Consider the following 281-nt stretch of genomic DNA (forward strand, 5'->3'; position numbering starts at 1 on the left):
ATAACGTCGTTTTAAGGGGCGTAAAACATTAGCTTCACGCAAGAAAGCCACCGTAAACGCCATAAGTTGATATAACAAAATTTGCGGGAATGTTTTGCGTCCGCCTTGAAAACCTTTGTTATAAAGCTGCCACCCAATCTGTTTGAATAGCCGAACCTCGCCTTTTGCCTTTGCAAGCAGCCCTTGGGATGCTTGGTCTTTTCTGGCCATTGATGGCTTGTTTGCAACACTTTCAATGGTGAGCGGCGATCCAAAACCAAACCGCTTTTTTGTTGAGAAAA

Annotated in this window: 1 protein-coding gene; it reads right to left on the reverse strand. The window is 44.1% G+C overall.

The annotated features are described in order from the left end of the window. Positions 1-281 (reverse strand): hypothetical protein (locus tag A1OO_RS08445; RefSeq protein WP_241819075.1); only part of this gene is annotated, 281 nt, incomplete at both ends.

The sequence above is a fragment of the Enterovibrio norvegicus FF-33 genome, from assembly GCF_000286835.2.
Lineage (GTDB): Bacteria > Pseudomonadota > Gammaproteobacteria > Enterobacterales > Vibrionaceae > Enterovibrio > Enterovibrio norvegicus_A.